We start from the raw sequence: 3404 nt of genomic DNA on the forward strand, positions 1-3404 counted from the left end.
TTGCGCAAAGACAAAGTGCTTGGCGACGCCGAACTCAGCGCCCTTGAACAGCAAGCCTGGAGTGCTCGTTTGGCCAGTGCCGCCAGCGATGGTTTAAATGACGGCGAGATTGCCTTGCAGCCGCTGACCAACGCCTGGCAACACCTGTCCAAAAGCCAGCGCAGCGAGCCGCAATTGGTTGCGGTGTACGCCGAGCAATTACGCACCTTGGGCGCGCCGGAAGAGGCCGAAGAGGTGTTGCGCAGCGCCATTGCCCGTCAGTACGACAGCCGCTTGGTCAACCTCTACGGCTTGGTACGCGGCCGTGATGCCGGTAAGCAATTGCAAACGGCCGAGGGCTGGTTAAAGGCCAATCCAACCGATGCCGTGTTGCTCCTGTGCCTGGGGCGCTTGAGTTTGCAGAACCATCTGTGGGGCAAAGCGCGCGAGTATTTTGAAAGCAGCTTGAGCTTTGCCCGCAGCCCGCAGGCGTGTGCTGAACTGGCGCGTCTGCTGGCGCAGCAGGGGGAGATTGAGCGCAGCAACGAGCTGTTCCAAGAAAGCCTCGGCTTGCTTAATCAGCACCTGCCGGCCTTGCCCTTACCGGAAGCGGTTAGCGCCTGAGCCATTGCCGCCGGCCGCGACTTATTGTCTCGGCTGGCGCGTATAACGGACGTGCGGTGGCAGAGCACCGATGGTTGCGGCTTGGCACCGGCTTGTAAGCGGCGGGTGCTTTCCTCTAACGTAACCGCCTTTCTCCACCCCGCTCGGAGTTGTCATGTCGCTGGCTAGCCCGCGTTCGCTGTTTTTCCTCGCCTTTCTCGCGTGCGTTGCCATGATGGGCGGCGCGTTGTACCTGGAGCATGTGGTCGGCCTTGAGCCATGCCCGTTGTGCATTGTGCAGCGGCTGTGCGTAATCGCCTTTGGCGTGATCTGCCTGGTAGCCGCCTTGCACAACCCGGCTCGCGGCGGTCGTCGGGTTTATTCGGTGCTTACCGGGTTGTCGGCGTTGGCCGGCGGAGCGGCGGCCTGTCGGCAGATTTGGCTACAGAACACGCCGCCGGATCCAATGGCCTCTTGCATGCCGACCAATTTCGATTACATGCTGCAAGCGCTGCCGTTCCAAAAGTTTGTCGCGTGGGTGCTGCATGGCACTGCTGATTGCGCCGAAGTTACCTGGACGCTGTTCGGGATGAGCCTGCCTGAGTGGTGCCTGCTGGCCTTTATCGGCATGCTGATTTTCTCGGCCTACCAATTCCTGCGTCGCGCCTAAGCCTTCCTTTGCCAGCGGCTCAACGCCGCTGCCTCTCTGGCCTGTGTAAGTGCTCAGGCCAAGCCGCATGCGGTGTTCGGATCAAACGCTCGTATGAAACTTTCTCCCCAGGCGCCTTGTGGGCGCTGACGGGCGGGCATAATCTGGCCTGCAGAAAGCGTCGGTAAAATGCCGTTCTTAAGCGCCGCACGACAAAAAACCGTCTCGGAGCAGACGTATAACTGCATTACGATCAAGACGATCAAGGGGAGTGAATTCATCATGCTCGAGAGCTGCCAGAACGCCCAAGAACGTTGGGGTGGGGTTCATCTGCTAATCGACCGTTGGCTGCAAGAGCGCCACGAACTGGTACGCAGTTTTGATGTGCTGCATGACGAAGGCGCTTCGCCGGCCGCCAACGAGCAAGCGCTGCAGCGCTTCTGCGAAGTCCTAGTGGACTATGTGTCCGCTGGCCACTTTGAAGTCTATGAACAGCTGACCAATGAAGCCAAAGCTTTCGGTGACGAGCGCGGGCTGGAGTTGGCCAAGCAGATCTACCCGCGTATCGAAGCCATCACCGAAGTCGCCCTGGCGTTTAACGATCGTTGTGATAAAGGCGACTGCAGCGATGCCGCCGTAGTGACTGCCGAGTTAAAGCGGTTGGGGCAATTGCTCCATGAGCGTTTCGAACTGGAAGACTGCCTGATCGAAGTGCTGCACAACGCTCACCAGCAGCAGACTGCGCCTGCTGTGTGATGTGCCTAAGAGGCTGCCGCTCAGTCGGCGGCCTCCAGCAACTCCAATTCAAATACCAGCGGTGAGTAAGGCGCGATCAAGTCGCCAGCGCCTTCGGCGCCATAGGCTTGGGCCGATGGAATCACCAGCCGCCATTTGCTGCCTACTGGCATTTCCTGCAATGCAATTCGCCACCCGGTAATCACGCTGTCGAGCTTGAACCACACCGGTTGCGCACTCTCGTCAAACACGCTGCCATCGGCAAAACGCCCAACGTATTTCACTCGCACGCGGCCGTTGGCTTTTGGTTTTACGCCTTGGCCACGAACTTGCTCGGTGTACAGCACGCCGCCAGCCAACTCACGCACGCCGGCTTTGGCCTTTTCGTTGACCATAAAACGCGTCTCGGCTTGCACGGCTTTTTGATCGTCGATAGGCGCTGCTGCCTGCTTGGCCTCGTGCTCGGCGAGCACTTGCTCAATACGTTTTCCTTCAAGCTGCAATGGCTCACCGCGATAGGCTTGGCGCAGGCCGTCGAGCAGTGCCTGGAGTTGTAAATCCGGCACTTCTTCGCGTAGACGTTGGCCGAGTTTTACCCCGAGGCTATAGGCCAAATCGTGTTGGTTTTCGTCGGCGTGAACCGGTGCCATGAGCAGAAAAATCAGCAGAAAAAAGCAGCGCGACATGAGCGTTCTCCAAGCGACGAGTGCGGCGATTATGCCAGCCCTTGTTGCAGAACTGGCGAGCGGCGAAACACCCGGCTAGTATGGGCCGCACCAACGTTCGCCAGGAGGCGCGTCATGTCGGCCAATAAGAAATCGGTAACTACTCCTTTGCATCTGCTACAGCAGCTTTCTCAAAGCCTGCTGGACCATCTCGAAAGTGCTTGTTCCCAGGCTTTGGTCGACGCTGAAAAGCTGCTCGCCAAGCTGGAAAAACAACGCGGTAAAGCCCAGGAAAAACTGCACGACGCACGCAGCTTGCTGCAAGCGGCAGCCACTGCTGGCAAGAACAAAGCACAGGGCAAAGCCCAGAAAGCGGTGGCTGAATTGGAAGCCCTGCTCGATACGCTCAAAGCCAGCCAGGCCGAGACGCGCAACTACATCGTGCAACTCAAGCGCGACGCCCAGGAAAGCCTGAAATTGGCCCAGGGTGTTGGCAAGGTAAAAGAGTCGGTGGCCAAGGCCTTGTCCGCTCGCAGCGCAGCACCTAAACCTGTTGCCGCTAAACCTGCTGCCAAGGCGCCTGCTGCAAAAGCGGCGGCAAAACCCGCGGCAAAACCTGCCGCTAAAGCGCCGGCAAAAGCGGCTGCCAAACCCGCCGCTAAACCGGCCGCCAAGCCTGCTGCAAAAGCACCGGCGAAGGCTGCCGCGAAACCTGCTGCTAAAGCGCCAGTTAAAGCAGCTGCTAAGCCAGCCGCTAAAGCACCTGCCAAGGC

At 59.1% G+C, this 3404-nt stretch carries 5 protein-coding genes; 4 read left to right on the forward strand and 1 reads right to left on the reverse strand.

The genetic code is table 11. The features are described 5' to 3' along the window. The 3 genes from AAAB16_RS07790 to rsd all read left to right on the forward strand — a co-directional run. Positions 1-603: heme biosynthesis protein HemY (locus tag AAAB16_RS07790; protein ID WP_369335437.1), on the forward strand; the 603-nt coding region annotated here is incomplete at its 5' end. Between the two features lie 154 nt (positions 604-757). Then, positions 758-1252: a disulfide bond formation protein B gene (locus AAAB16_RS07795; protein WP_340662835.1), complete on the forward strand. Its 495-nt coding sequence runs from the start codon at positions 758-760 to the stop codon at positions 1250-1252. 261 nt (positions 1253-1513) lie between these two features. Then, positions 1514-1987 carry a sigma D regulator gene (rsd, locus tag AAAB16_RS07800; RefSeq protein ID WP_340662836.1) on the forward strand — a complete coding sequence of 158 codons (474 nt, stop codon included), beginning with the start codon at positions 1514-1516 and terminating at the stop codon, positions 1985-1987. 20 nt (positions 1988-2007) lie between these two features. Here the strand turns inward: rsd and AAAB16_RS07805 are convergent, their stop codons facing one another. Further along, on the reverse strand, positions 2008-2652 hold the full coding sequence (locus AAAB16_RS07805; RefSeq protein ID WP_340662837.1) for an FKBP-type peptidyl-prolyl cis-trans isomerase: 645 nt from the start codon (positions 2650-2652) through the stop codon (positions 2008-2010). 114 nt (positions 2653-2766) lie between these two features. Between AAAB16_RS07805 and AAAB16_RS07810 the strand changes: the two genes are divergently transcribed. Then, the coding region (locus tag AAAB16_RS07810; RefSeq protein ID WP_340662838.1) for an AlgP family protein at positions 2767-3404 on the forward strand (638 nt) is incomplete at its 3' end.

Source organism: Pseudomonas sp. (assembly GCF_037994325.1).
Lineage (GTDB): Bacteria > Pseudomonadota > Gammaproteobacteria > Pseudomonadales > Pseudomonadaceae > Aquipseudomonas.